Here is a 24621-nt window from a genome sequence, read left to right as displayed (position 1 = left end):
CCTGGCCCCGCCGACCGGTCACCCGGTCCAGCGAACGCAGCGCATCCCCCGGATCGTAGTTCAGCAGCACGACAGTCACTCCTTCCAAGACCGCACTGCAACTCTGAACGTCACTGGCACGGATATTTGTATCTGTAGCTGTAGGTTTCGTCAAGCTGTCCGTGGCGAGACTCCAGCCTCAGCACCCTCCGGAATATGACAGGGCTCCGAGCACGACGAGCACGACCGCTGGCCAGTCCCGGACAGGACTCCGAGGAAGGGAGGTCAGCGCACCGGTCAGATCGTCCGGGCCCTCACAGCTCGGAGCAAGGGCCCGGCGCCCGGGGCCAGCTCGCCCGGTCCGGCGATCCGATCGCCGGTGGTGTGGCTCGCTGAGCGGCGGGGTAGCCGCGGCCCTCGGTTGAGGTTCCAGCCGCGCACCGTCTCATCGTGCCTGTGCCGCTGGAGTGCCCGTGACCACCTCCGAATCTCACACCGACCCTGACCCGGAGCGCGCCTACCGCGTGGTCCCCGACTGTGCCTCGATCGAGGTCCGACACCTTGACCCCGCCGACGGTGGCGGCACCATGATCACCGTGTCCGGCGCGATCGGGCGCAACGACAGCGCGGTGCTCAGCGCGCGGCTGCACGCCGTGCTCGACGCTGCACCCACCGTGGTCGTGATCAACGTGAGTCGGGTGCACGCCTGTGATCAGGCGGGCATCGACGTCTTGACGGTGGCTCGCCAACGCGCCAACGCCGACGGCGTCGGGTTTCACCTGGTCGGCCTTGCCGAGCCCGCAGCCCACCGGTGGCTCGCCGCCACCGGCGCAACCTGACCCTGCCGAGGCCCCGCCGTGGGGATCGAGGGGTCGGGTCGGACGTCCACTCGATCCCCGGTCGTGCTCCGGCGAACAACGGCGCGAACCCGGCCGGCAGCTGGGACTGAATGTCATCGAGCTCGCCGCTCGAGACGAACGTGGCCAGCACGGTCCGAGCGTGGCGGCGAGCGGTGCCGTGCTTCCACATCTCCTCGGAAGAGATTACGTTTCGTCCGACGACCCGAAGGGATCCACGATGACGATCGATGCCTCTTCCGTGGCGCGGCCCGAACAGGTCCCCACCACCACGGTCGACTCTGTCGCCGAGCCGTCGCTGGCCGAGCTGGCCCGGGCCGACGGCGTCCGGTTCCTGCTCGCGATGTTCGTCGACCTCACCGGCAAGCCGTGCGCGAAGCTCGTCCCGGTCGAGTCCGCGGACGAGCTGCAGTACGAGGGTGTCGGGTTCGCCGGCTACGCCGTGGGGGCGATCGGGCAACAGCCGAGCGACCCGGACCTGGTCGTCGTGCCGGACCTGGCCAGCTACACGCCGCTGCCCTGGGTCCGGGAGGGCCTGGCGCTGGTGCACTGCGACCCGCACGTCGAAGGGCAGCCGTGGCCCTACGCCCCGCGGGTGATCCTCAAGAACATGCTGGCCCGGGCCCAGGCCCAGCAGCTCGAGCTGTTCGCCGGCGCCGAGATCGAGTACTTCCTGGTCCGCCGTGACGACGACGGCGCCCTCGCCCCGGCCGACGTCAAGGACACCGAGGCACGTCCCTGTTACGACGCCCGCGGGCTGACCCGCATGTACGACCACCTCACCGGCATCTCGACGGCGATGAACGCCCTGGGCTGGGGCAACTACGCCAACGACCACGAGGACGCCAACGGGCAGTTCGAGCAGAACTTCGCCTACGCCGACGCGCTGACCACGGCCGACCGCGTCATCACCGCGCGGTACCTGATCTCGGTGCTCGCCGAGCAGCGCGGGATGACCGCGACCTTCATGCCCAAGCCGTTCGCCGACCGCACCGGCTCCGGGATGCACCTGCACCTCTCGCTGTGGCGCGACGGCGCGTCCCGCTTCCCGGACGACGACGACCCGCGCGGCTTCGGCCTCTCCGAGCTCGCGTACCGGTTCCTCGGCGGCATCCTCGAACACGCCACGGGCATGCAGGCCGTCCTCGCCCCGACGGTGAACTCCTACAAGCGCACCGGGGCCACCACCACCCGGTCCGGCGCGACGTGGTCGCCCCGCCTGCCGACGTACGGCGGCAACGACCGCACCCATTTCGTGCGCATCCCCGACGGGAACCGCATCGAACTGCGCGGCGGCGACGGTGCCGCGAACCCCTACCTCGCCCTCGCGGTGGCGCTCGGCGCCGGCCTCGACGGGGTCACCCGCGAGGTGGACCCCGGTGCGCCGGGCCGCGGCGAGCACACCGCGGACCGCCGCGAGCTCCCGCCGACGCTGCTGCACGCCGTCGAGGCCCTCGCCGTCGACCCGGTGGTCACCGGAGCCCTCGACGCCGCGGGTCCGGGCGTCGCGGAGTACTTCGCGACCATCAAGCGCGAGGAGTTCCTCGACTGGCACGGCACGGTCGGCTCCTGGGAGCACGACCGCTACCTGACCGCCTTCTGAGCCCCGACCTCGAGAGGAGAACGCCCGTGTGCGGGATCGTCGGGCTCCACCTGCGTGATCCGGAGCTGTACCCGCAGCTCGGCCGGCTGCTGGACTCCATGCTGTGCGGGGTCGTCGAGCGCGGCCCCGACTCCGCCGGGGTCGCCGTCTACGGCGACAGTCGCCGCTCTCCCGAGGGGTACGCCACCGTCTCGGTGCTCCTGCCCGAGGACGCCGAGACGAGCGGGCTCGCGGCCGACGGTGCGCTCGTGACGCCCGCCGGTGACACCACGATCGTCGCGGCGCCGATCGGCATCGACGAGCTCGTGGCGCGCGTGACGACCGCGTTCCCGACGGCGGTCGTCGTCGGCTCGGGCCACGAGCTCGCCGTCTACAAGGGCACCGGTCACCCCCGGGAGCTGGCCGCGACCTACGACCTGGTGAACGCGAACGGCTGGCAGGGCCTCGCGCACACCCGCATGGCCACCGAGTCCGCCGTGATCCCGGCCGGGTGCCACCCGTTCTCGGTCGGCCCCGACCAGTGCCTCGTCCACAACGGCTCGTTCTCCAACCACGCCACCATCCGGCGCCACCTCGAGCGCGAGGGCGTGCACTTCGACTCGGAGAACGACTCCGAGGTCGGTGCCCGCTTCGTCGCCTCGCGGCTGGCCCAGGGCGAGGACCTCGAGAAGGCGTTGCTCGCACTGCGCGAGACCTTCGACGGCTTCTACACCCTCCTCGTCACCAGCGCGGAGGGGTTCGCCGTGGTCCGCGACCCGATCGCCTGCAAGCCCGCGGTCATCGCCGAGACCGACGCCTGGGTCGCCATGGCCTCGGAGTTCCGCGCCCTCACCGGTCTGCCCGGGATCGAGTCCGCCCGCCTCTACGAGCCCGAGCCCGGAAAGGTCTACGCATGGACCCGGTGATCGACGAGGTCCGCACCGTCGACCTCGCCTCCGCGCCCGTCCGCACGCTCAACGCCGAGCTGCACGGGGTGGGCGGGGGACCCGGAGCGAAGGTCTACGAGGTCCTCAATCCCGGCGGCGCGCACGCGGTCGCCGCCGGCGTCGACAGCGGGATCACGGTCGACGTCCGCGGGCACGTCGGCTACTACGCGGCAGGCATGAACGACGGCGGCACGGTGACGATCCACGGGAACGCGGGCACCGGCCTCGCCGAGAACATGATGTCCGGAACGGTGCGCGTGACCGGCGACGCGTCGCAGTCCGCCGGGGCGACCGCGCACGGCGGGCTGCTCGTGATCGAGGGGTCGGCCTCGATGCGGTGCGGCATCTCGATGAAGGGCGTCGACATCGTCGTCGGCGGCTCCGTCGGCCCGATGAGCGCCTTCATGGCCCAGGCCGGGCGGATGGTGGTCTGCGGCGACGCCGGCGACGGCCTCGGCGACTCGATCTACGAGGCCCGCCTCTACGTCCGCGGCACGGTCGGGCCCCTCGGCGCGGACTGCGTGGAGAAGGAGATGCGCGACGAGCACCGCGCCGAGCTCACCGAGCTCCTCGCGGCCGCGCACCTCGAGCACGACGCGGCGGAGTTCCGCCGCTACGGCTCCGCACGCCGCCTCTACCACTTCCATGCCGAGCACTCGGGGAGTTACTGATGACCGCGTCCCCCGCCGAACGCGGACTCCGCGAGTCGGCCACCTTCGACCGCGCCACCATCGCCGGTATCCGGCACGCCGCCGACACCGGCGTCTACGACATCCGCGGCTGGGGCGCCAAGCGTGCCGTCCCGCACTTCGACGACCTGCTGTTCCTCGGCGCCTCGATGTCGCGCTACCCGCTCGAGGGATACCGCGAGCGCTGCGACACCGACGTCGTGCTCGGCGACCGCCACGCGACGTATCCGCTGCATCTCGACACCCCGGTGACGATCGCGGGCATGAGCTTCGGTGCGCTCTCCGGCCAGGCCAAGGAGGCCCTCGGCCGGGGCGCCAGCGAGGTCGGCACGTCGACCACCACCGGTGACGGCGGCATGACGACCGAGGAGCGCGGCCAGTCCGCGACCCTCGTGTACCAGTACCTGCCCAGCCGCTACGGCATGAACCCCACCGACCTGCGCAAGGCCGACGCGATCGAGGTCGTGCTCGGGCAGGGCGCCAAGCCCGGCGGCGGCGGGATGCTGCTCGGCCAGAAGATCTCCGATCGGGTCGCCGGGATGCGGACGCTGCCCGCGGGCATCGACCAGCGCAGCGCCTGCCGGCACCCGGACTGGACGGGCCCGGACGATCTCGCCATCAAGATTCTCGAGCTGCGCGAGATCACCGACTGGGAGAAGCCGGTCTACGTCAAGGTCGGCGCCACCCGGACGTATTACGACGTGAAGCTCGCGGTCGCCGCCGGGGCCGACGTCGTCGTCGTCGACGGCATGCAGGGAGGCACCGCCGCGACCCAGGAAGTGTTCATCGAGCACGTCGGCATCCCCACGCTCGCCGCGATCCCGCAGGCGGTGGCTGCGCTCCAGGAGCTCGGCCTGCACCGGCACGGCGTCCAGCTGATCGTCTCCGGCGGTATCCGCACCGGCGCCGACGTCGCCAAGGCGATGGCCCTGGGCGCCGACGCGGTGGCGATCGGCACGGCGGCGCTGATCGCGCTGGGCGACAACGACCCGCGCTACACCGCCGAGTACGAGGCCATCGGCTCGGCGGCGGGGTACTACGACGACTTCCAGGACGGGCGCGACCCGGCAGGCATCACCACCCAGGACCCCCAGCTCGCGGCGCGACTCGACCCGGTCCTCGCCGGCAAGCGGCTCGCGAACTACCTGCGGGTGCTGACGATGGAGGCCCAGACGATCGCGCGGGCCTGCGGCAAGTCCCACGTGCGGCACCTCGAGCCCGAGGACCTCGTCGCGCTGACCATCGAGGCCGCCGCCATGGCCCGCGTCCCGCTCGCGGGCACCGACTGGATCCCGGGGAGGAAGCATGCCTGAGGTTGTGATCATCGGCGGCGGCCTCGAGGGGTGCTCCACCGCCTGGGCGCTCGCACGGCGCGGGGTCACCGATGTGCAGATCGTCGAGCGCGCCACCGTCGGCTCGGGCGGTACCGGCAAGTCGTCGGGCGTCGTGCGCTGCCACTACGGCGTGTCCTCGCTCGCGGCGATGGCCACCCGCAGCCTCGACGTCTTCGAGAACGCCGAGGACGTGCTCGGCCTGGACGTCGGGTTCCACCAGACCGGCTACGTCGTCGGCGTGGGACCCGAGAACGTCGACGCCCTGCACGCCTCCATGGCCGACCAGCGCGCGGTCGGGGTGAAGACCGAGGACATCGACGTCTCCGAGGTGGCCGAGCTCTGGCCGGTCGCCGACCTCGACCCGTTCGCGGCCTTCGCCTGGGAGGCACGCGGCGGGTACGGCGACGCCTACCAGACCGCTCAGGCCTTCTCCGCCGCCGCGCGCCGCGCCGGTGTGCGCCTGCGCCAGGGCACCACCGTGACCGCGATCAACGCGGCGGGCGGCCGCGCCACCGGCGTCACCCTCGCCGACGGCACGGAGATCGCCGCCGACCACGTCGTCCTCGCCGCGGGGCCGTGGTCGGTGCCGTTGCTCGCCGCCCACGGGGTCGAGCTGCCGATCACCGTCCATCGCGAGCAGATCGTGCTCGTCGACCCCGGTCAGGACCTCGGGCCGGTGCCGGTGTTCTCCGACCTGATCTCGCTGCAGTACATCAGGCCAGAGGGGCCCGGCGAGCTGCTGTTCGGGAACTCGGATCTCTCGGTGCTCGAGCCCGCCGACCCCGACCGCTACTCCAACCAGGCCACCCCCCGGGCGATCGACATCGCGGTGGAGAAGGTCGGGACCCGCCTGCCCGGACTGGCCGATCCGGCGATCTCCTCGACCTACGCCGGCTGCTACGACGTCACCCCCGACTTCAACCCGGTCATCTCGCGGGTCGAGGGAGTCGACGGCCTGGTCGCCGCGGCCGGCTTCTCCGGGCACGGCTTCAAGATCTCCCCCGCCGTCGGGCGGCTCGCCGCCGACCTCGTCGTCGACGGAAGGAGCAGTGACTCCGACATCCCGGAGACGGACTTCCGCCTCGCGCGGTTCGCCGAGGGCGCTCTGCTCCGTAGCCCCCACCCCTACGTCGGCGCGGGACAGATGCGGTGAGGCCACCGATCGAGGACCACGGTCCGGCGGCCCGCGAGGTCGGCTCGCCACGGTCCCAGGAGGGCAGGCTCGAGCGCGCCATCGGCGCGCGGGTCCGCCACATCCGCCAGGAGTCCGGCGCCACCCTGGCCGAGATGGCGGTCCGGACCGGCATCTCCAAGCCGATGCTCTCGAAGATCGAGCACGCCCAGACCTCGTGCAGCCTCACCACCCTCGCGCGGTTGGCCGACGCCCTCGACGTGCCCGTCACCTCGTTCTTCCGCGGTGCCGACGTGGAGCGGGAGGCGGTGTTCACGCCCGCCGGCTCCGGTCCGCGGATCGTCGCCCGAGGAACCAGGGTGGGCCACGACTACACGCTCCTGGGGTCCCTGCGCGGCCCGCACAAGCGACAGGAGGCACACCTGGTCACGCTCACCGAGCAGAGCGAGGAGTTCCCCCTCTTCCAGCACCCCGGTCACGAGCTGCTCTACATGCTCGAGGGCGTGATGGTCTACGCCCACGGCGAGTCGAGCTACACCATGCGCCCGGGCGACGCCCTCCAGCTCGACGGCGAGGGTCTCCACGGGCCGCAGGAGCTCGTCGAACTCCCCATCCGCTTCCTGTCCGTTCTCGCCCACGGCGACGACGGCGTCGCCCCGGACGACGAGTAGTCACCCACGTCCGCGACCTCGTGGATTCTGCGCATCAGCCATCGGTGGTTCCCCGTGAGTGCGCGTCGACCATTCCCGTCGCTCTACACTCGGGGGCGCACCCACCCCCCGAATGATCGGAGCCGCTCTGTGGCACAACGCACCACGGTGTCCCTGGTCGACGACCTCGACCAGACCGAGGCCGACGAGACCGTCGAATTCGGCGTCGACGGCGCCACCTACGAGATCGACCTCTCCGACGCGAACGCCGCGAACCTGCGCGACGCCCTCGCCGACTACGTGGCCCACGCGCGCCGCCTCGCCGGCCGCCGCCGCACCGGCCGATCGGCTCCGCGTCCGAACAGCGCAACCGGCTCGTCCCGCCCTTCCGGGCGCGCGAGCGTCGACCGCGAGCAGAATCAGGCCATCCGGGAATGGGCCCGCCGCCAGGGCATGACCGTCTCCGAACGCGGCCGCATCCCCGCCGAGGTCACCGAGGCCTACCACAAGGCCCACTGAGCCTCGAGAACGACCATATTACTCGGCGTCTGATCGGTCCCGGCCGGGCGCGGGTCTACTCGGTAAAGGTCCCCGGACTGTTGCTCTTGGCCTTCTGCAGCAGTCCGGGATCTGCAGCGTCGAGTACGGAGTTCAGTTTGCGGCCCGCATCATCAGCCTTTTTCTCGGCGGTTTCTTTACCCTGCTGCCCGAACCAGTATCCGAACACGATCGTGACGAGGGGAAAAACGAGCAGCAGGATGTCTTTCGACCGGGCGTACGGGTCGATGATGTTACCCTGTGGATCTTTGACGGTCGGGGCCGACAGATAGCCGGCAACGACGCTGAGCCAGTAGACGGCGATCAGGATCGCCGCCACGGTGACCAGGCCACGAAGCCAATCGCCCAACGTTGAATTCCTCATACCGTCGGCCCCCCACTGCCAGCCCATCGCCTCACGGGCGGTCTTACACCTTCCGGGACATCTCGGGTGTAGTACCAGCCTTTCGGCCCAGAGCTTTCACTCGGGCGGCGCATTCGTTGGTGGAAAAGCAGCGCGTTTGCACGCCTCGTCCGCCGACCCATCACGATCTCTACCAGTCCGCGATGTGCTCCGGAAGATAGACGGACGGCGCGAACGCAGGATCCAGGTAGAGGGATCGCAGGTCGCCAGCGCCCACGGGATTCGCGGCCGGCGCCTTGGCCTTGGCTTCCCGCCATGCACTGCTCCAGAGCATGGCGAGTGTCCGGCACCCGTCTGCGATGCATTCGATGGTCGGCGTCCCGACCAGGCGCCACAGTTCTTCGCTGTGTCCGGGGATGCTGTCCTGGTCCGTCGTGACCCATGCATCGATGAGCGCGTCCGGGGACAGTCGCGTGATCGTCCGCTGCATCAGTTCGACGACGGTGATCGCTGCGACATGATGACCGGAGATGGTGTCCGTCGGTGCTGCCGTGCCGAGGGTGGCGTCGAGGCCCGCCGCGATCGCGGCGCGCTGGTCGGTGACCATCGCGGTTTCATAGTCGGAATGCACACCCTTCTCCGAGGGTATACGGCCGTCGTGCCACCGTGAGGCGTGCAGGGGTTGGCACGCGTCGCCGACGTAGTGGGCCATGACTCCTGCCGCCGCCAGGGCAGTCGTGGTCGCTCCGTCGGTGAGGGCCTCCACCATGACGCGGTACAGCTGCGCTACCCGGAAGGGCAGGAGCCCGCGGTGGTTGGGCGGCACCGATTTCGAGGAGTAGAAATCGTCCCAGATCTTCGGGTCGACACTCTTCGGATCGGACTCGAACATCGACATGAGCGTGCGTGGATCGGCATCGGAGACCGGATCGTCCATGTCTGCAAAGTGATTGGGTCCCTCTTTCCCGCGCATCCATCCGCGCTTGCGCGCCTTCCAGACCGTGTCGGGGACGTCTGCCAGAGGGTGGAAGACGTCCTTGTCCCCGGTCTTGTAGTCCCCGGCCGCCAGCGCCGCGAGGTCGAACGAGATCCGGGTGCGGTTGGCGACGAAGAACTTCCGGAGCGCGGCCGGCTGGACGAGGTCGCAGGCACGCGCACCGATCGTGTAGTGGCCGACCTCGCCCCAGTAGAGGTCGTGATCGGCGTGCCAGCTCTCGACCGGCTCCACGTCCAGCGCCCTGCATGCGGTGCTGAGAAAGCTGACCAAGGCGTACGGGGTGGTCCTGGTGCCGGTGGCCCCGGCGAATCGATGGCCTCCCCACTGCAGCGCGAGCGGCCGAACCGTGGGCACCTGAGCGCCGATCCGGTTGCGCCCTGCGACGGCGTTCTCGCGAGGAACATCCGACTGATGACCGAGGTCGTCGTCCAGGACCCACAGCGTCCCCGAATCGCCGGGGCGGGTCGGCGTCACCAGCTGACCGGCACGTGGTCCGACGATGGCGTCCGCGAGATACTCGATCCCATTGCGGGTGTGGTACCGGTAATAGAGTGCTGTGACCTCGCCACGCATCAGTCCCGATGCACCACCGAATGCCCGGACCGGTTGGCCGAGCAGCCCGAGGCTCAGCGTCTCGGGGCCGAGGTCGACCATGGAGCCGAGCTGCCCGATACCGAAGATCTGCGTCGTCCATTGATTGACGTCGTCGATCTCGATCAGTCCGGCATCGACGGCGATCTCGGTCCGTCGAGCCGCCAACCCCGGATAGGCACGCTCGAACGGCACCCGGTCGACCGACCGTCCCGCGGCCGACCCCAGCGGGATCTCTGCCCCACCCACCATGGTGGTGATCGCCTGACCCGCCCTTCCGGCGACATGCCGGTTGGTCAGCGCGTAGGTGCGCACGCCATCGGTGACCACGCACCCGATCGACCCGACGCGCTGTTCTCCCTGCACCTCTGTCAGACAAGCGTAGCCACCGCCGGCCAACGCGCTCGGAAAGCTCAGGACAGCCGGGAGCTCATCGTGCTCGGTCGGCACACCGGGCGTGTACACCACGCAGGTGGGGATCATTCGCCCGTCCGGAAGATAGAGCCGCCGGGGAACCATCTGATCCGGCGCATCCCGGATCTCCTCGGCGTCCATCCACTCGTCGACGAACACGAGGACACACGGCCACGACCACGGCCGGACACCGGAATTCTCCAGCGTCCGGGCGGGCCTCTCACCTGGTCGCAACGCCAATCGCCCGGTCAATCCCAGTGGACCACCGTCGTCGGTCCGGTCGGTGTCATCGCTTCGCACCAGGTAGCGACCGACCGCCGTCGCGACCACGTGACGCTGACGGACCAGATGTACGTGGTAGGCGTCACGCGCATCCAACACGTCGGCGAGCGACAGCCCCTCGAATCCGGCGGTATCCGAAATCGCCGAGGATCGATGCCCGACGGCCGACTCTGAGTTCATGACATCCCCCTGTCGATCCCACGTACTCTGCTCCCCCCGGTCGAGGGGTGAAAGGCGCGTCAGCCATGAAGAGCAGCAGAGGATCTACTCCGTCGTGAACCAGTGCGCGATCACACACTGATAGTCATCGGAGACGCATCGAACGGCGCCCGTCTCCGGGGCCTCGTCGCCCGTTGCGGATCAGTGACGCAGCGCGAGATTCCGAGCTACTCCGCTTCCGCGATACGCAGTTGTTCGTAGGTGCCGTCACCAGAACGGATCTACCGCTGAAACACCGCTCGCGCGATCATGACCTGGTCAGTCGAATCTGGGGGTCATCATGAGGGCGTCCCGTCCGACGAGCGTGTGGTCGATCATTCCGCCGAATATCCTGTCCCGAATCGCCGAGGAGCGCAGCAGCAGAGAGCTCCGCGAATCCGCTCTGCGGTCACTGGCGACCCGGCGGCCATCCGCGCACGACGGGCGGCGCTCACGCCGGAGCTGCGGCGCCTCGGGGTCGACGTCGCCGACCTGACCTGTCAAGCGATCTCGAGCGGTCCGACAATGCCTCCGCCGCGAAGGATTCGGCGGTGAACGAGGCCTTCGAGGGGGCGAGAAGACCTACCAGTTCTCTCGCGACGTCTTCAAGCGTGAGAGCGTCGACGGTACTGGACTGGAGCTGGTGTCATCGGTGCACTTCGACGTTCGCCTGGACAATGCGTTCTGGAACGGCGCTCAGCGTGCTGCGGGAACCGAGGTGGGGGAATGATCGAGCCCGGTGCACTGACCGGGGCACTGAATCGCAAGCAGTCCGGTGACGAGCTCGAGGCCCAGGAGGACTGGACGGGCAGCAGCCACGTCCTCGCCGTCTCTCACCGTGCTCGGACCGGTAGGCGCCATCCGTTGGACCCACGTGCCCCACGACGGCGAGCTCGAGCTGCGGGCGGAGCGCTGGACCCTCGGCGCCGCAGTCGACCAAGACCTCCGCCGTTCTCCGCCACCTCGTCGATCGCGCACGCGACGCCCCGACCTGACCGCACCACGCCTGCCGCCGACGTCCGGCTCGTCGACGCCGACCCCCGGTCGGAGCAGCCCGTCGTTCGCGCGCCCGCCAGGCTGAGATCCGAGAGGATGTGGGCCGAGCAGAGACTTGACCGCGAACCCGGAGGAACACCCATGTACCTGGCCATTGCCGACGACGGCGTCGCGCTCCGCCTGCCCGAGGTGGTCACCGACCTCTACGCCTCCTACCGGCAGCGGCTGACCCAGGAGAGGCTGGCCGCCGTGCTCGCCGAGAACGACGCCGGCGAGCTCTCAGAGGACGGCGCTCACGTGATGATCCCAGTGGCGACCCTGCGTCGTCTCGCCGCGGGGCGGGTTCCGGAGGGCTGGGACGCCGACTTCGACGGCATGCTCGCGTACGCCCGGACGAAGGGCTGGCTCAGCGAGGAGGGCGACGCCGTCCGCGCTCACCTCGAGCGGGAGCGGTAGCCCTCCCCAGGCGGCTTTGGTCGATGGTATGAAGGTCAGGCCAAAACAGCCAGCACGAGCCGGGTCGATGGCGGCCGGGCCGGAGGAGCCGACATGAGTGTTCCGGGGAAGAAGAGCCCCTTCGCGCCCGACCTGCTGGCGGGCAAGCGCATCCTCATCACCGGCGGGGGGACCGGCCTCGGGCGTGGCGTCGCCCGCCACCTGGTCGACCACGGCGCCGAGGTGCATCTGTGGGGCCGGCGCGCTGGCGTGCTCGAGGAGGCCGCCGCCGAGGCCTCCACGTCCCGCCCCGGCTCGGTCCACGTGCAGACCGTCGATGTCCGCGACGGGGACGCCGTCGACGCCACGATGGGCGAGCTCTGGGAGCGGCACGGGGCTCTCACCGGGGTGCTCAACAACGCCGCCGCCAACTTCATCGCCCCGACGGAGTCGCTGAGCCCGCGCGCGTTCGATGCCGTCACCTCGACGGTGATGAAGGGCAGCTTCCACACCACGCACGCGGCGGGCCGCCGCTGGATCGCCGCCGGGCTGCCGGGCAGCGTGCTCTCCACCCTGACCACGTGGGTGTGGACCGGCTCGGCCTTCGTCACCCCCTCGGCGATGGCCAAGGCCGCGGTGCACTCGATGACGATGTCGCTGGCCGTGGAATGGGGCCGTCACGGGATCCGGCTCAACGCCCTGGCCCCGGGACCGATCCCCACCGACTACGCGTGGGACATGCTCAACCCGACCGACAAGAGCTCCGTCGGGGCCACCCAGGCCGACCAGATCCCGATGGGCCGGACCGGCACCATCGACGAGCTGGCCAACCTGACGATGTTCCTGCTCTCCGACGCCTGCGAGTACCTGACGGGGCAGACCATCGCGATGGACGGCGGCCAGATGCTGGCCGGGCCCGGCACGTTCGCGGGCCTGACCTCGCTCTCCGACGAGGACTGGGCCGAGGCGCGCGAGAAGAGCCGCGCCGCGACCGCCGCGAGCAAGGCACAGCGGGCCGAGGAGCAGCCCGGCTCGTAGTCCGGCCAGGCGCTCAGCGGCCGGTGAACACCGGCGCGCGCCCATGCCGGAAGGCCTCGAGCGCCTCGGGCATGTCCTCGGCCCGGGTCAGCAGGGCCTGTCCCCGGTTCTCCAGTTCGAGGGCGGCGGCGTAGGAGCCGATCTCCATGTTGGCCTGCAGGGCACGCTTCGAGAGCTGGACCCCGCCGGGCGAGTTGGCGCAGATGAGACCCGCCATCTCGACGGCCGCGTCGAGGAGCTCGTCCGCGGGGACCAGGCGGTTGACCAGGCCGGTGCGCTCGGCCTCCGCGGCCTCCATGAGACGGCCGGTGTAGACGAACTCGGCCGTGGCGGCCGGGCCGATCAGCCGGGTGAGCAGCCACGAGGCACCCAGGTCCCCCGCCGAGAGCCCGATCCGGACGAAGGCGGCGTTGAACTTGGCGGTCGGAGCGGCCAGGCGGATGTCGGCGGCGAGCGAGAGCGACAGACCCCCACCGGCGGCGGCACCGTTGACCGCGGCGATCACCGGCACCCGGATCGAGCGCAGCGCCGCGAGCGCCCGTGCGGCGCGCTCCTGCAGATCGAGCATCCCCATGGCGCCGAGCGAGGTCAGCTTCTCCGCGTCGGCGAGGTCGTAGCCCGCGCAGAACGCGCGCCCCGCGCCGGTCACGACCAGGACCCGCAGCCCCTCCGCCCGATCGAGGGCCAGCGCGACCGTCTCGAGCTCGCGGAACATGGTGTCGGTCATGGCGTTGAGCCGGTCGGGGCGATCCAGGGTCAGGACGACGACTCCGGCCAGGGGCCGGTCGAGGCGCAGCGTCGTCCAGCCGGTGTCCGCCGTGCCGTCGTGCTCGGTCATGGGTGGTTCCTCTCGCAGCTCTCGCGTCTCGGGCTTCAGGCGTCGGCGAGATGCCAGTCGACGGGCCCGGCCACCAGGGAGTGGCTGGTCAGGGTCCGGCCGAGCACCTGCTGGGCCTCGCGCGCGGCATCGATCACGGCAGGCAGGTCGAGCCCGGTCTCCACACCCATCTCGTGGAACATGCTCACCAGGTCCTCGGTGGCGATGTTGCCGGTGGAGCCCTTCGGGACGGGACAGCCGCCGAGCTCACCGAAGCTGGACTCGAAGCTGGTGCACCCCGCTTCGAGCGCGGCGTAGGCGTTGGCCAGGCCCTGGCCGCGCGTGTTGTGGAAGTGCGCGGTGACCTCGACGTCGGGGAGCCGCTCGAGGGCGGCGGAGAAGAACTCGCCGGCATAGGCGGGGTTGGCCATCCCGGTGGTGTCACCGAAACCGATCTCGGTGGCCCCGGCCTCGGCGAAGCCCTCGGCGAGATCGAGCACCCGCTCCAGCGGGACCCGGCCCTCGTAGGGACAGCCGAACGAGGTGGCGACGACCGCGGCGCACCCGAGCCCCTCGGCGCGGATCCGCTTCGCCATCACGGCGTTGTCGGCCATGGTCTCGTCGACCGTGCGGTTGACGTTCTTGCGGTTGTGGGTCTCGGAGGCACTGACGAAGATCGCCGCCTCCTGGAAGGTGTCGCGGACGGCGAGCGCGTTGTCGAGCCCCTTGGTGTTGGGGATGAGCACCATGCGCCGCACGGCGTCGGGCACGTCGATCCGACGCAGCACCTCGACGCCGTCGGCGAGCTGCGGGATCACGTCGGGCCGCACGAAGCTGGCCACCTCGATGCGGGTGAACCCCGCCCGCGCCAACGCCTCGATGAGACGGATCTTGTCGTCGGTGGGGATGCGCTCGGGCTCGTTCTGGAACCCGTCGCGGGGCCCGACCTCCCGGATGTGCACTGCGTTCGGCCTGGTCATCGGTGGTCCTCCCTCTGCGCCCGGTAGAGCGCCTCTCGGTGTTCGGGTGCCGCGATCGCGGCGAGCCGGGGTCCGCGCTCCGGGAGCGGAACGCCTCGCAGCCACGCGACCCCGTGCTCGGTGACGACCGCGTCGACGTCGGCGCGAGCCGTGGTGACCGCTCCGCCGCCCAGGGCGGGGACGATCGTGGACGCGCCGCCCGCCGTGGCGCGCAGCGCGATGATCGAGCAGGCCCCGGTCCGGGTGGCCGCGCCGGAGAAGTCGGCCTGCCCGCCGACCCCGCCGAGGTAGCGCCCGGCCGCGACCTCCGCCCCGACCTGCCCGGTGAGGTCCACCTCGAGCGCGGAGTTGACCGCGACCAGCCGGGAGAGGCGGGCGAGCACGGCGGGGGCGTGGGTGTAGCTGGCCGGGCGGAACGCGACCGACATCTCCGGCAGGCGCGCGTAGAGCTCCGCGCTGCCCAGGGCCGCGCCGGTGACGACGACCCCCGGGTCGATCTCCTTGCGGGCCCCGGTGACCGCGCCCTTCTCCACCAGGCGGAGCACCCCGTCGGTGATCATTCCGGAGTGCACACCGAGGTCGCGGTGCCCGGCGAGGCCGTCGAGGATCGCGGTCGGCAGGGCGCCGACCCCGAGCTGGAGGGTGTCGCCGTCGGAGACCAGCCCGGCGACGTGGGCCGCGATCGCCTCGTCGACGGCGTCCGGCGCGCGGTCCGGCGCCTCGGGCAGCGGGCGGTCGGTCTCGACGACGGCCGCGAAGCGCTCGAGCGGGATGCCCTCGGTGCCTGCGGTGGCCGGCATGCGGTGGTTGATCTCGGCGAGGAGCACGCGGCTGTGGCGCACCGCGTCGGCGGCGTAGTCGGCGCCGATGCCCAGCGAGCACCGACCATCGGTTCCCGGGGGCGCGACCTGGACGAGCCCCACGTCACCGGGCAGCCGGCGCTCGGCGAAGAGGCGGGGCAGCACCGAGTAGTGCGCGGGCACGATGTCGAGCCGGCCGGCCACGCTCGCCGCACGCAGCTCCCCCATCGCCCCGTAGGAGGTCAGCGCGAGCTCGGGCGGGAGGTCGCGCAGCCTGCGGTTGAACGTGAGCCCGCAGAAGGCGCGCACCGGGCCGATACCGCCGACCTGGTCGAGCAGCGCGTCGACCAGCGGCACGGCCTCGGCGCCGGCCTGGCTCCACCAGACGCCGTCCCCGGACCGGACGTACGGGGTCAGGTCGAGCATCAGTAGCTGCGGGGCAGACCGAGGACGTGCGAGCCCAGGTAGTTGAGGACCATCTCCTGGCTCAGCGGCGCGATCTTGAGCAGCCGCGCCTCCCGGAAGTACCGCGACACGTGGTACTCCTCGGAGTAGCCCATGCCGCCGTGGGTCTGCAGCGCGCGGTCGGCGGCCTCGAAGCCCGCGTCCGCGCACAGGTACTTCGCGGTGTTGGCCTCGCGCCCGCACTGCTGCCCGGCGTCGTAGAGCGTGGTCGCCTTGCGCAGGACCAGTTCGGCCGCGTCGAGCCGGGCCAGCGAGTCGGCCAGGGGGAACTGGAGTCCCTGGTTCTTCCCGATCGGCCGCCCGAAGACCTCCCGGTCGTTGCCGTAGCGCACCGCCCGGTCGAGGGCGACCCGTCCGAGCCCGAGCGCCTCCGCGGCGACGAGCATCCGCTCGGGGTTCAGGCCGTCGAGGATGTAGGTGAACCCCTTGCCCTCCTCGCCCACCCGGTCCTCGACGGGGATCATGAGGTCGTCGATGAACAGTTCGTTCGACGAGACGGCGTTGCGGCCCATCTTGGGGATGGCGCGGATGTCGATGCGGGACCGGTCGAGATCGGTGAGGAACAGCGTCATGCCGTCGGTCTTCTTGGCGACCTCGTCGACCTTCTGCGTCCGCGTGAGCAGCAGGATCTTCTCGGACTCCTGCGCCTTGGAGATCCACACCTTGCGGCCGTTGACGCGGTAGTGGTCACCCTCGCGCTTCGCGAACGTCGTGATGCGGGTGGTGTCCAGCCCGGCCTCGGGCTCGGTGACCCCGAAGCAGACGTGCAGGTCACCGTTCACGATCCGCGGGATCGTGCGCGCCTTCAGCTCGTCGGAGCCGTGCTTGATCACCGGATGCATGCCGAAGATCGACAGGTGGATGGCGCTGGCGGCGTTCATCCCGCCGCCGGACTTGGCGACCTCCTCGATGAGCAGGCAGGCCTCGGTGATGCCGAACCCGTGCCCGCCGTACTCCTCGGGCGAGGTGATCCCCAGCCATCCCCCCGCGGCCAGCGTGTCGTAGAACTCGGAGGGGAAGCGATGGTCGCGGTCGCACTCCATCCAGTACTCGTCGCCGAACTTCCCGGCGAGCTCCGCGACCGCCTTGCGGATCGTCTCCTGGTCGTCCGTGAGAGCGAAATCCACCGCACACCTCCATGGGTTCTTCGGCCCGAACGTATCAAAGGCCTGACCAAATGAGGAGACCCCCGAGAAGGGCTCGCGACTGCTAGATTAGGTCTGACCTTTAGTAGGCCAGAGCGGAGCAGGCGCATGACCTCGAACGAGGCCCGGCCGTCGATCCGGCTGTCGCCCATGCAGGTCCCCAAGGCGTCCGACGTACTGGCCACCGAGCTGCGCGAGCGGATCCTCTCCGGGGAGTACCCGGAGGGCACGCCGCTGCCGCCCGAGCGCGAGCTCGTGGTCCAGACCCGGATGAGCCGCGCCACCGTCCGTGAGGCCCTGCGCATCCTCGAGGTGCAGGGCCTGATCAGGATCAAGGCCGGACGGGCAGGCGGCGCGTTCGTCCAGCATCCCGGCGAGGACTCGGTGGCCGACTCGCTCGAGCTGCTCATCCGCGGCCGTCAGATCCGCCTCGCGTCGGTCCACGAGACCCGCGAGGCGATCGAGCCGTCGTGTGCCCGGCTGGCCGCGCTCCACCGCGTCCCGGCCGACCTGCGCCGACTGGAGGCCGCCAACGAGGCGATCGCCTCGAGCGGCAGCCTCGATGCGTTCCTCGAGGCCAACGTCGACTGGCACGTCGCCGTCGCGACGGCGAGCCACAACGAGATCCTCACCGGCATCATGATCGCGCTGTCGCGGGCGATCTACACGACCACCCGCAACGAGGGCTTCGTCAACGAAGAGATCCGCACGCTCACGGTGAAGGCCCACCGCTCGGTCACGCGCGCGATCAAGGACCGGGACGCGGACGCGGCCGCGCGCCGGATGGGCAGGCACGTGCACGCCTACGCCCAGGCGGCGCTCGAGGTCGAGGACCGGACCGCGATCACCCTGCCGGACCACGACGACGAGGACGAGGACGCCTGAGGCGACGGCACTCCGCCGTCCGACGTCACCACCACCGGCCTGTCGCGATCACCCGCGCGCATTCACGGCGTCGACGTGCACGGCCGCACGGATCACCTCGACGGCGCCGGGGTTCTCGGCGCCGGACAGGTCCCCGGGCTCCTCCCCCAACGCCGCGGCACGCACCGCACGCCGCATGATCTTGGCCGAGCGCGTCTTGGGTAGCTCCGCGACGGCCCGCACGAGACTCGGCGCGAAGGGCTTGCCGAGCTCCTGCGCCACCATCTCGCCCAGCCGCGACGAGACCGGAGCCAGGTCCCCGTCGGAGTCCACGCCGGCCCGCGGCACCCAGAACGCCCAGACCGTTTCCCCCTTCGTCGCATCCGGGACGCCGACGACGGCGGCCTCCGCCACGGCGGGGTGCGTGATGAGCACCGCCTCCACCTCCGCCGGCGCGAGGCGCTTGCCTGCCACGTTGACGACGTCGTCCGAGCGGCCGAGGAGGAACCACTGCCCGTCCGGGTCGACCCGGGCGTGGTCACCGTGACGCCACATCCCGGGGAAGGTCGACCAGTACGCCTCGAGGTAGCGCTCGCGGTCCCGCCAGATTCCCCGGGTCATGGCCGGCCAGGGCTGTCGGCACACCAGCTCCCCGGTCCGTCCGCGGACGGGGTTCCCGTCGGCGTCGACGACGTCCACGTCCATCCCCAGTGACGGACCGCCCAGCGAGCAGCTGCGGATCGGCTCCACCGGGTACGGCGCGAGGAACGACCCCCCGATCTCGGTGCCGCCGGAGAAGTTGATGATCGGGACCCGGCCGCCGAAGACGTCGCGGGCCAGCCACGCGTAGGACTCGGCGTCCCACGGCTCGCCGGTGGATCCGATGGTGTGGACGCAGGAGACATCGTGGTCACCGGCGCCCGCGGCCCGGGCGCGCAGCGTGCGGATCAGGGTCGGCGACACCCCGAGCATGGTCACCCGGTGCCGCTCGACGAGCTCCCAGAGCCGCTCCGGGCCCGGCACGTCCGGCGAGCCCTCGTAGAGCACCACCGTCCCCCCGTTGGCGTGGGTACCGACGATCGAGAGCGGGCCCATGATCCAGCCCATGTCGGTGATCCAGCAGAAGACACCTCCGGGACCGAGGTCGAAGGAGTAGGCCACCTCGCTGGCGGTCTTGACCAGGAAACCGGCGTGGGTGTGCACCGCGCCCTTGGGCCGGCCGGTCGTGCCCGAGGTGTAGGCGAGCAGCAGGGTGTCCGTGCTCGCCATCGGTTCCGCGGGGCGCGGGTCGGGTGCGTGCTCGAGGAGGTCGGGCCAGCGGGTCTCCTCGGGCCCGTCGCCATCGCGCGGCTCGACGACCTCCGCTCCGACGACGACGAGGTGCCGCACCGAGGGGCAGCGCTGCGCGGCCTCGCGCACCGGCGGGAGCATCGCCACCCTCCGTCCGCGGCGCACCGAGTCCGCGGCGACGACGACGGCGCGGACCTCCGCGTCGTCGAGGCGGGCGGCGATCGCGCCGGCCGCGAACCCGGAGAACAGCGGGACCACGACGGCGCCGAGACGCGCGGCGGCGTAGAAGGTCACGACCGCCTCGGGCGACATCGGCAGGTAGACGGCCACCGCGTCGCCGCGCCGAATCCCCAGCGCACGCAGGCCCGCCGCCGCCCGGGCGACCTGCTCGTCGAGCTCGGCGAAGGTGAGCCGGACGACGGTGCCGTCCTCGATCTCGTGGACCACGGCGACCCGGTCCCGGGCCTCGGGATCGCCCGCCCACCGGGACACGCAGGCGTCGACGACGTTCAACCGGCCGCCCAGGTACCAGTCCGGGTCAGAGACACCGCGGGAGACGTCGAGCACCGCCCGGTAGGGCGTCGAGAACGGCAGCTCGAGGTCCTCGACGACCGCGCCCCAGTACCAGGCGACGTCGGCCACCGACCGGGCTCGCAGCTCCTCGATGTCCCGCAGACCTTGACGGCGCACGAGGCGCGTGACGTTCGCGCTCTCCACGTACTCCCGGCTCGGCGACCAGACGTAGTCGGTGGGGTCGTCCGACGGCGACATGCTCAGCTCCTCGGTAGGCCGAGCACCCGCTCGGCGACGACGTTGCGCCGCCGATAATATGCTATCGGTCAGACCAAAGACAGGTGCCGCACGTTGCTCGGGCGGGGTGGCGCTGTCGCTCCGCGTCGATCACGCCCGGACGAGAGCCGCTCCCTCGGCCATGGCCCGCAGCTTCATCTGCGCGACCTGGGCGCCCACCCGGCCGAAGCCGACGAACGTGCCGAACCCGCAGTCGGTGCTGCCGATCACGCGGTCGGGACCGACGACGTCGACGTAGCGCTGGAGACGCTGCGCGATGAGGCGCGGGTGCTCGACGATGTTGTTGAGGGTGTCCACGACGCCGGGCATCAGGACCACGTCGTCGGGCACCGGGAGGTCGCGGACGTCCTCCCACTCGTGCTCGTGGCGGGGGTTGGCAGCCTCGAACGAGATCATCGTGGGACGCCCGGCGAGGACGGTGGGGAGCAGCTCGGCCAGGGGCGCGTCGAGGTGGTGCGGCCCCTCGTAGTTCCCCCAGCACAGGTGCAGGCGCACCCGTGAGGGATCGATGCCCTCGAGCGCCCGGTCGATCGCGGCGACGTGGCGCTCGGCGAAGCCGACCAGCCCGCGCCGGGAGACCTCGTCGCGGCACCAGAAGGCGGTGTGCCCGGCCATCGGGATGTCGGGGCAGTCGAGCTGGAGCAGCAGTCCGGCGTCGACGATCGCGCGGTACTCGTGCGCCATCGCGTCGGCGAGCGCGTCGAGGTAGCTGTCGTAGTCGGGGTAGTGCAGGTTCGGGCTGCCGGTCGCGATACAGCCGGGCGAGGCGGCGGGGACGAAGGCCTCGTCGTGGCCGGTCTTGTCCAGCGCGAGCTTCAGGGTCTCGATGTCGCGGGCGACCGCGGCGGCACCCTCGTAGGTGACCGCGCCCTCGCAGTTCGCCGGCATGATGTGCGCGCCCGCCTCGCCGCCGTACTGCGCGACGGCCAGCTCCGGGGCGGCGTCGAGGTCGTCGATGCTCCACGGCGGGGCCTGCCCGCCGAAGCCGCCGAGGCGCTCGCGCACGTAGTTGACGAAGCCCGGCTTGCCCATCTCGCCGTCGGAGACGACGTCGATCCCGGCGGTGTGCTGCATCGCGACGACGTCGTGCACGGCGTCGCCGACCGCGGCCTCGAGCTCGGCGGGGTCGCCCCGGCCCTCCTGGTGGTCGTACATCAGGCGGACCAGGGACTCGGGGCGGGGCAGGCTGCCCACGTGGGTGGTGCGCACGCTCGTCATCGCTGCGGTTCCTGTTCTCGTGACCGGGTCAGGAGGTCGTGACCTGCGCCGGGTCGAAGCCCTCCAGCGCGGCGATCTTCGTCAGCACGGTGAGGCGGTCCGGACGGGGGACGGTGGGGTCGAGCTGCTGGTAGACGTTGAGCACGTTCTGCGCGAGGCGTCCGTGCTCGGGGAGGTCGGCGAAGCGTCCGAGGTCGATCGAGGCGATCGCCGCGTCGACGTCGAGTCCCTCCTCGTACCGCCGGCAGGCCTGCGCCTCGACGGTGACGAGGTACTCGCGCATCACCGAGACCTCGGGCTTCCCGCTGACCGGGCCGTGGCCGGGCACGATCGTCCCGACGTCCAGGTCGAGGACGAGGTCGAGCGCGGCGATCCAGCGGCCGATCGGCCCGGCCCAGGCGATCGGCGTGCCGCCGACGAACAGGACGTCGCCGGCGTAGAGCAGGCGGGCGTCGGGGACGTGGACGAGCGCGTCACCCGGGGTGTGCGCCGGGCCGACCTGGATCAGCCGCACCTCGCGGCCGCCGACGTCGACGCTCTCCTCGCCGGTGAAGGTGCGGTCGGGCCCGGTGGCCGTGACCCCCTCGAGCTCGAACGGCCCGAAGATGTGGCGGGCGAAGTCACCCAACGTGCCGGGCAGGTGCTTCACCTTCGCGACGGCGTCGAGGGCCTCCTGGGTCATCAGCTCGGCCGCCGCGGCCGAAGCGAGGATCTCGACGTCGCGCGCGGCGAGCAGCTCGTTGCCGTTGACGTGGTCGGGGTCCGAGTGGGTGTTGACCAGCGTGCGCAGGGGATACCGGTCGGTGACCGGGCGGAGGCCCTCGAGCATCTCCCGGGTCAGTGGCAGGTCGAACAGGGTGTCGACCATCAGGGACTCGCCGGAGCCCGTGATGAGACCGGCGTTGCTCCAGCCCCAGCTGCCGTCCGGCTGGAGCCACGCGTGGCAGCCGTCCCCGAGGTCGTGGTGTCCCTTGCGGTAGTCGAGGGTGCTCATCACCACTCCTGTCAGTAGCCGGTGCGCAGGAGCGTCATCGGGGTGGCCGGGCGGACGGTCTGGCGGGTCTCGCCGAGCGCGGGCGAGGACAGGGAGACGACGTCGCCGGGGGCGAGCCAGCCGGTGAAGGCGTCGAGATCGGTGGTGTCGACGTGCTCGAGCAGACACCCGCCCGGCACCGTGCCGGACCCGATCACGTCCCCGGGCCGCAGCTCGGTACCGCGGGAGAGGTAGGCGAGCAGCTCGCCCCAGCTCCAGTCCATGCCCGCCAGCGAGCCCTTGGCGATCTCCCGGCCGTTGACGGTGGCCGCGACCTCGACGCTGAACCCGGGCCCGTCGCGGAGGGGCTCCAGCTCGTCGACGGTGACCAGGGACGGTCCGAGCGTGATGGCACTGTCCTTGGCCTTGCCCATACCGATGCCCTGCGCCATGTCCCGCATCTGGTGGTCGCGGGCACTCCAGTCGTTGAAGAACGTGAAGCCGGCGATGTGGGTGGCGGCGGTGGCCGGGTGGAGGTCGCGGCCGGCGCGGCCGATCACGGCCCCGACCTCGAGCTCGAAGTCGAACCACCGGCAGCCCGGCGCGATGGGGACGTCGTCGTACGGACCGATGACGGCCGCCGGGTTCCCGAAGTAGAACGCGGGCGCCTGCGACCACGCGGGGTGCAACTCCGGGGGGCGTCCCAGGGCGCGGTAGCAGCCGCGGAGGTGGTCGAGGAAGCATAGCCCGTCGCGGATGGCCGGGGGGCGAGGGATCGGGGCGAGCAACCGCACCTCGTCGAGCGGGCGGATTTCGACGGGACGCGACCGGGCCGCCTCGCCTGCCTCGGCGAGCCTCGACCCGTCGTCGCCCAGCAGCGCGAGGAGCGAGACGTCGGCCGGCAGCCCGTGCACGCCGCCGTCGGAGAGGAGCCCGGTCCGCGGGCCCGCCGCGCTCTCGTACGTCACCCATTTCACGGCGTTCCTCCACGTTGATCGACGCCGAACCCGTACTCGGGTACACGTTCGTCGAAAACGCTAGAGCGGTGTGTGACGTGAATCAAGACCCGGGTACGGATTCGTCTGCTCTACTGATCGGGATGGATGCGCAGGCACCGACGACGGATCTCGAGGTGCGCCCGACCCTCAGCGCGCGGACCCGCAAGCGCCAGGAGCGCCGTGACCGGGTCTACGACGCGGCCATCGCCCTGTTCGTCGAGCACGGGTTCGACCGGACGTCGATGGACGACATCGCGGCACGGGCGGACCTCGGGCGCACGACGGTGTTCAACCACTTCCCCCGCAAGGCCGCCTTCCTCGAGGAGTGGGCGCTGCGCCGGCGGCAGCGGGCCGCCCGCGCGATCGGGGATCCCGACCACGCCGGCCGCTCGCTGCGCGAGGTCCTCGAGCGCTACTTCGCCGCACTCGCCGAGGTGAACCGGGAGACGCGCCGCGAGACGAGAGCCCTCATGACGCTGTCGCTGAACAACAGCGACGTCTTCCTCGGCCACACCCTGGGCCGCGACCTCGCCGCGCTGGTCACCGCGAGCGGAGAGCGCCTCCGCCCGAGCACCGACGCCGCCCAGATCGGCCGGCTGCTCGCCCTCGGCTACTACTCCGCGGTCGTGCGGTGGATCCACCTCGAGCCGGAGCCGTTCCGGCTCGACGCCGAGCTCGCCGCCGTCCTCGACACCGTGCTCTCCGGGGCACTGGAGGGCTGATCGGGACGGTCGTCCGAGGACAGGTCCGTGGGGTGCTGCGCTTCCGGGCCCCCGGAACGGGCCGCCCGCACGCGGACGACGCCGCTGTCGAGGTCGAGTCCCACGACCCGGGCCCGCTGACCGCTGTCCTCGGACCCCTCGACACCCTCGAGCTCGGGGGAGCCGAAGATGCCGCCGAACGCCGTCATCGCTCCAGCATAGGACGTGCTGTCGATCGGTGCCCGCAGATCGGCAGGCAGGCGAGGGTGCTCCACACCGGTCCGCGTTCCGGCATCCTGGGCCGGTGCGCCTGTCCGACCGCGTCGCCGCGGGGATCGATTCGCCGGTGGGCACCGCCTATGCCCGCCTCCCCGGCCGGGCGGGACGGGCCCCGCTGCTCGATCTCGCCCAGGCCGCACCGGCCTACCCGCCGGCGCCCGAGGTCGTCGACCACGTCGTCGCGGTCGCGCACGATCCCCGCGGGGCCGCCTACGCCGCCCAGGCGGGGCTGCCGACCCTGCGCGAGGCGTTCGCCGAG

At 71.3% G+C, this 24621-nt stretch carries 22 protein-coding genes and 2 pseudogenes; 14 read left to right on the top strand and 10 right to left on the bottom strand.

Annotated features, from left to right (window positions below; genetic code table 11):
* The first annotated feature begins 452 nt into the window (after positions 1-452).
* From VGI02_RS27335 to VGI02_RS27300, 8 genes are all read left to right on the top strand, one after another.
* The gene (locus VGI02_RS27335; RefSeq protein WP_331632920.1) at positions 453-818 is read left to right on the top strand and encodes an STAS domain-containing protein; all 366 of its coding nucleotides are present in this window, start codon (positions 453-455) and stop codon (positions 816-818) included.
* Between the two features lie 238 nt (positions 819-1056).
* Complete coding sequence (gene glnT, locus VGI02_RS27330) at positions 1057-2439, top strand: type III glutamate--ammonia ligase (protein WP_331632918.1); 1383 nt, start codon at positions 1057-1059, stop codon at positions 2437-2439.
* A gap of 26 nt (positions 2440-2465) precedes the next feature.
* Positions 2466-3344 (top strand): class II glutamine amidotransferase domain-containing protein, encoded by an 879-nt coding sequence (locus VGI02_RS27325; RefSeq protein ID WP_331632916.1) that lies wholly within the window; start codon positions 2466-2468, stop codon positions 3342-3344.
* The gene (locus tag VGI02_RS27320) at positions 3332-4036 is read left to right on the top strand and encodes a glutamate synthase (RefSeq protein WP_331632915.1); all 705 of its coding nucleotides are present in this window, start codon (positions 3332-3334) and stop codon (positions 4034-4036) included. The genes VGI02_RS27325 and VGI02_RS27320 overlap by 13 nt, the downstream gene beginning before the upstream one ends.
* Positions 4036-5367 (top strand): FMN-binding glutamate synthase family protein, encoded by a 1332-nt coding sequence (locus tag VGI02_RS27315; protein WP_331632913.1) that lies wholly within the window; start codon positions 4036-4038, stop codon positions 5365-5367. The genes VGI02_RS27320 and VGI02_RS27315 overlap by 1 nt, the downstream gene beginning before the upstream one ends.
* Positions 5360-6541: an NAD(P)/FAD-dependent oxidoreductase gene (locus VGI02_RS27310; protein WP_331632912.1), complete on the top strand. Its 1182-nt coding sequence runs from the start codon at positions 5360-5362 to the stop codon at positions 6539-6541. Before VGI02_RS27315 ends, VGI02_RS27310 begins: the two co-directional genes overlap by 8 nt.
* Entirely contained in the window at positions 6538-7191 is a 654-nt protein-coding gene (gene relB, locus VGI02_RS27305) for a type II toxin-antitoxin system RelB family anti-toxin (protein WP_331632911.1), read from the top strand. Before VGI02_RS27310 ends, relB begins: the two co-directional genes overlap by 4 nt.
* A 129-nt stretch (positions 7192-7320) precedes the next feature.
* Complete coding sequence (locus tag VGI02_RS27300) at positions 7321-7689, top strand: histone-like nucleoid-structuring protein Lsr2 (protein WP_331632910.1); 369 nt, start codon at positions 7321-7323, stop codon at positions 7687-7689.
* 55 nt (positions 7690-7744) lie between these two features.
* On the opposite strand, the gene VGI02_RS27295 is transcribed toward VGI02_RS27300, so the two are convergent.
* Both VGI02_RS27295 and VGI02_RS27290 read right to left on the bottom strand, forming a co-directional pair.
* On the bottom strand, positions 7745-8047 hold the full coding sequence (locus VGI02_RS27295) for a hypothetical protein (protein ID WP_331632908.1): 303 nt from the start codon (positions 8045-8047) through the stop codon (positions 7745-7747).
* Between the two features lie 214 nt (positions 8048-8261).
* Positions 8262-10535: a Nal1-like putative serine protease gene (locus tag VGI02_RS27290; RefSeq protein ID WP_331632906.1), complete on the bottom strand. Its 2274-nt coding sequence runs from the start codon at positions 10533-10535 to the stop codon at positions 8262-8264.
* A 598-nt stretch (positions 10536-11133) separates the two neighbouring features.
* Between VGI02_RS27290 and VGI02_RS29210 the strand changes: the two are divergent.
* The 3 genes and pseudogenes from VGI02_RS29210 to VGI02_RS27280 form a co-directional block, all read left to right on the top strand.
* Positions 11134-11283 (top strand): annotated as a pseudogene (locus VGI02_RS29210) (hypothetical protein); the annotation flags it as partial.
* A 407-nt stretch (positions 11284-11690) separates the two neighbouring features.
* On the top strand, positions 11691-12005 hold the full coding sequence (locus tag VGI02_RS27285) for a hypothetical protein (RefSeq protein ID WP_331632904.1): 315 nt from the start codon (positions 11691-11693) through the stop codon (positions 12003-12005).
* Positions 12006-12098: 93 nt separating this feature from the next.
* Positions 12099-13022, top strand: coding sequence for an SDR family oxidoreductase (locus tag VGI02_RS27280; RefSeq protein WP_331632902.1), 924 nt, complete (start codon positions 12099-12101; stop codon positions 13020-13022).
* Between the two features lie 13 nt (positions 13023-13035).
* On the opposite strand, the gene VGI02_RS27275 is transcribed toward VGI02_RS27280, so the two are convergent.
* From VGI02_RS27275 to VGI02_RS27260, 4 genes are read right to left on the bottom strand one after another with little or no spacing between them, the layout of a single operon-like run.
* On the bottom strand, positions 13036-13860 hold the full coding sequence (locus VGI02_RS27275) for an enoyl-CoA hydratase/isomerase family protein (protein WP_331632900.1): 825 nt from the start codon (positions 13858-13860) through the stop codon (positions 13036-13038).
* A 35-nt stretch (positions 13861-13895) separates the two neighbouring features.
* A complete protein-coding gene (locus tag VGI02_RS27270; RefSeq protein ID WP_331632899.1) occupies positions 13896-14819 on the bottom strand; it encodes a hydroxymethylglutaryl-CoA lyase in 924 nt (307 codons plus the stop codon).
* Complete coding sequence (locus VGI02_RS27265) at positions 14816-16045, bottom strand: acetyl-CoA hydrolase/transferase family protein (protein WP_331632897.1); 1230 nt, start codon at positions 16043-16045, stop codon at positions 14816-14818. The genes VGI02_RS27270 and VGI02_RS27265 overlap by 4 nt, the downstream gene beginning before the upstream one ends.
* Positions 16045-17211, bottom strand: a complete 1167-nt coding sequence (locus tag VGI02_RS27260) for an acyl-CoA dehydrogenase family protein (RefSeq protein WP_331632895.1) — start codon at positions 17209-17211, stop codon at positions 16045-16047. Before VGI02_RS27260 ends, VGI02_RS27265 begins: the two co-directional genes overlap by 1 nt.
* Positions 17212-17337: 126 nt before the next feature.
* Between VGI02_RS27260 and VGI02_RS27255 the strand changes: the two genes are divergently transcribed.
* On the top strand, positions 17338-18114 hold the full coding sequence (locus tag VGI02_RS27255; RefSeq protein ID WP_331632893.1) for a FadR/GntR family transcriptional regulator: 777 nt from the start codon (positions 17338-17340) through the stop codon (positions 18112-18114).
* A 48-nt stretch (positions 18115-18162) separates the two neighbouring features.
* Here the strand turns inward: VGI02_RS27255 and VGI02_RS27250 are convergent, their stop codons facing one another.
* From VGI02_RS27250 to VGI02_RS27235, 4 genes are all read right to left on the bottom strand, one after another.
* Positions 18163-20154: an AMP-binding protein gene (locus tag VGI02_RS27250; RefSeq protein WP_331632891.1), complete on the bottom strand. Its 1992-nt coding sequence runs from the start codon at positions 20152-20154 to the stop codon at positions 18163-18165.
* A gap of 129 nt (positions 20155-20283) precedes the next feature.
* Positions 20284-21411, bottom strand: coding sequence for a cobalamin-independent methionine synthase II family protein (locus VGI02_RS27245; RefSeq protein ID WP_331632889.1), 1128 nt, complete (start codon positions 21409-21411; stop codon positions 20284-20286).
* Positions 21412-21439: 28 nt separating this feature from the next.
* Positions 21440-22405: an MBL fold metallo-hydrolase gene (locus VGI02_RS27240; RefSeq protein ID WP_331632887.1), complete on the bottom strand. Its 966-nt coding sequence runs from the start codon at positions 22403-22405 to the stop codon at positions 21440-21442.
* Positions 22406-22416: 11 nt separating this feature from the next.
* Positions 22417-23352: a fumarylacetoacetate hydrolase family protein gene (locus tag VGI02_RS27235; protein WP_331632885.1), complete on the bottom strand. Its 936-nt coding sequence runs from the start codon at positions 23350-23352 to the stop codon at positions 22417-22419.
* A gap of 131 nt (positions 23353-23483) precedes the next feature.
* Here VGI02_RS27235 and VGI02_RS27230 point away from each other — a divergent pair, with 131 nt between their 5' ends.
* Complete coding sequence (locus tag VGI02_RS27230; RefSeq protein ID WP_331632883.1) at positions 23484-24104, top strand: TetR/AcrR family transcriptional regulator; 621 nt, start codon at positions 23484-23486, stop codon at positions 24102-24104.
* Between the two features lie 283 nt (positions 24105-24387).
* A pseudogene (locus tag VGI02_RS27225) lies at positions 24388-24621 on the top strand (aminotransferase); the annotation flags it as partial.

Source organism: Actinomycetospora sp., assembly GCF_036497245.1.
In the GTDB taxonomy this organism is placed as follows: domain Bacteria; phylum Actinomycetota; class Actinomycetes; order Mycobacteriales; family Pseudonocardiaceae; genus Actinomycetospora.
Note: the sequence above shows the minus strand (reverse complement) of the source record. Positions and strands in the feature narration are given on the sequence as shown.

What these genes read in the sequence shown, in the direction of transcription:
- VGI02_RS27270 (WP_331632899.1), bottom strand. Translation starts at nt 14,819, where the DNA reads ATGACCAGGCCGAACGCAGTGCACATCCGGGAGGTCGGGCCCCGCGAC.
- VGI02_RS27310 (WP_331632912.1), top strand. Translation starts at nt 5,360, where the DNA reads ATGCCTGAGGTTGTGATCATCGGCGGCGGCCTCGAGGGGTGCTCCACC.
- VGI02_RS27265 (WP_331632897.1), bottom strand. Translation starts at nt 16,045, where the DNA reads ATGCTCGACCTGACCCCGTACGTCCGGTCCGGGGACGGCGTCTGGTGG.
- VGI02_RS27275 (WP_331632900.1), bottom strand. Translation starts at nt 13,860, where the DNA reads ATGACCGAGCACGACGGCACGGCGGACACCGGCTGGACGACGCTGCGC.
- VGI02_RS27245 (WP_331632889.1), bottom strand. Translation starts at nt 21,411, where the DNA reads ATGACGAGCGTGCGCACCACCCACGTGGGCAGCCTGCCCCGCCCCGAG.
- VGI02_RS27255 (WP_331632893.1), top strand. Translation starts at nt 17,338, where the DNA reads ATGACCTCGAACGAGGCCCGGCCGTCGATCCGGCTGTCGCCCATGCAG.
- VGI02_RS27240 (WP_331632887.1), bottom strand. Translation starts at nt 22,405, where the DNA reads ATGAGCACCCTCGACTACCGCAAGGGACACCACGACCTCGGGGACGGC.
- VGI02_RS27320 (WP_331632915.1), top strand. Translation starts at nt 3,332, where the DNA reads ATGGACCCGGTGATCGACGAGGTCCGCACCGTCGACCTCGCCTCCGCG.
- VGI02_RS27280 (WP_331632902.1), top strand. Translation starts at nt 12,099, where the DNA reads ATGAGTGTTCCGGGGAAGAAGAGCCCCTTCGCGCCCGACCTGCTGGCG.
- VGI02_RS27290 (WP_331632906.1), bottom strand. Translation starts at nt 10,535, where the DNA reads ATGAACTCAGAGTCGGCCGTCGGGCATCGATCCTCGGCGATTTCGGAT.
- glnT (WP_331632918.1), top strand. Translation starts at nt 1,057, where the DNA reads ATGACGATCGATGCCTCTTCCGTGGCGCGGCCCGAACAGGTCCCCACC.
- VGI02_RS27250 (WP_331632891.1), bottom strand. Translation starts at nt 20,154, where the DNA reads ATGTCGCCGTCGGACGACCCCACCGACTACGTCTGGTCGCCGAGCCGG.
- VGI02_RS27285 (WP_331632904.1), top strand. Translation starts at nt 11,691, where the DNA reads ATGTACCTGGCCATTGCCGACGACGGCGTCGCGCTCCGCCTGCCCGAG.
- VGI02_RS27230 (WP_331632883.1), top strand. Translation starts at nt 23,484, where the DNA reads ATGGATGCGCAGGCACCGACGACGGATCTCGAGGTGCGCCCGACCCTC.
- VGI02_RS27315 (WP_331632913.1), top strand. Translation starts at nt 4,036, where the DNA reads ATGACCGCGTCCCCCGCCGAACGCGGACTCCGCGAGTCGGCCACCTTC.